This window comes from Lederbergia sp. NSJ-179 (genome assembly GCF_022867885.1).
Lineage (GTDB): Bacteria > Bacillota > Bacilli > Bacillales > Bacillaceae_C > Lederbergia.
The window spans coordinates 1-1,524 of the sequence record NZ_JALIFP010000094.1 but is presented as its reverse complement, the minus strand read 5'-3'; the positions used below and the strand labels follow the sequence as shown (position 1 = coordinate 1,524).

At 33.7% G+C, this 1,524-nt stretch carries 1 protein-coding gene; it reads right to left on the bottom strand.

Going from position 1 to position 1,524, the window contains the following annotated elements:
* Positions 1-93: 93 nt before the first annotated feature.
* Complete coding sequence (locus MUB24_RS22935) at positions 94-1,401, bottom strand: transposase family protein (RefSeq protein WP_244708055.1); 1,308 nt, start codon at positions 1,399-1,401, stop codon at positions 94-96.
* Positions 1,402-1,524 lie beyond the last annotated feature (123 nt).

Here is a 1,524-nt window from a genome sequence, read left to right as displayed (position 1 = left end):
CAAATTGAACCAAATTCCTTGTTTTCACTTTAAAATTGTGGATAACTTAATTTTTACTTTCTTATTATCACACCCTTTGCTATAATTTAGTTACTAGGTAAATCTAACTTGAGTGGGTTTCTCTAGTTTTATTAAGTCCTCTTCTGTTAGTGTTAGAGTCTGGAATGCTCTTAACAGATCAGAGGCTTTTTTCTTTGCCTTTTTCTTTGTCATCTTCATGATTTTTGACCCGTTTTCAAAAAGTTGAACGAGTATATCTGTTATTTGCGTTAGAAGATAGTGATTCTTCATCGCATTATAATCATGACTGTTTGCATGCTGAATATAGTATCGAATATTCTTCTGATTATTGAACCCTTCATTTTCGATTTTCCAACGGCTCCTACCTGCGTTGATTAGTCTCTTTGCGTTTTTCTTTCCAACTTTGATGTTGGTAATATAAGTAAATGTCCTTTTGTCTTTCTCCAGTTCTTCCACAAATTCTAGTACATGAACTGTTCGTTGGTTGTAAGATATGTCATTTACCCATGAAATTCCTTCATAAGAATGGCTGTTTTCCAATACTTTAAGACTCTGAAATTCTCTCATGACCGATTTGATGCTTCCTTCTTTGAACCTAATTAAGAACTTCCATTTATTCTTATCGCATAGCTGAAATACGTTTTCACATGCATATAAGCTGTCTGCGATGATACAAATTGGTAGCCGTTTAAAAGTATTTTTCAACTTCTTTTCCATCCGATAAAAGGCATTCCGTTCACAATCTTGTTTTTCCACATCTTCTGATTCGTTCTCAATAAATTCTGATGCAATACTGAAAACCATGTCCCCAACCACTAGCTTTGCTTCCAAAACGTGATGCATATAAATAGTCTTTACCTCTCCTGTTTCTTCATTCTTATATTCTCGTTTCAGGCAATGCTCACAATGCTTTTTTCGAAATGTGAATAGACCTGTCCCATCAATGACAATTCCCCAATATTTACCGTCTATTCGGTAATCATAAAAGCACTTCTTATTTATCAGTTCTTTAATCATGTAGGTTCTAATGTTTTCAAGTTCCTCCGGCTTTAAGCGAGACAAGAAATCATTCACCGTATCATAGTGTGGGATCTCATCTAGCCTTTCAATGCCGAGGCTTTTTGATAGATTTTCAATACATATATCTAAATTAAATTCCTCCGTCATTTCTCGCATTGTTTCTATATTGGATGCATTTTTAATGATGACCATCATTAAAATAACATCAGGGCTATAGGTAATATAGCTTTGATGCCTCGGATCTTTTACTTGTTTCAATTTCTTATTTAGATCCTTGTAAAAATGATTCTGGATTTTCATGAACTCGAAAAAATACTTTTTATTCTTTTCCTCTTCACGCTTTTCTTTTCTGGTAATCAAAATAAAGTCCTCCCCGAAATATGCTGTTTGTAGTCATTCTACAGTTAGATTATCTTATAACTAGCCTATTTTAGGGAAGAGTTTTTTAAAATTATCACGAAGAATTTTTACTCCTCAGAGCTG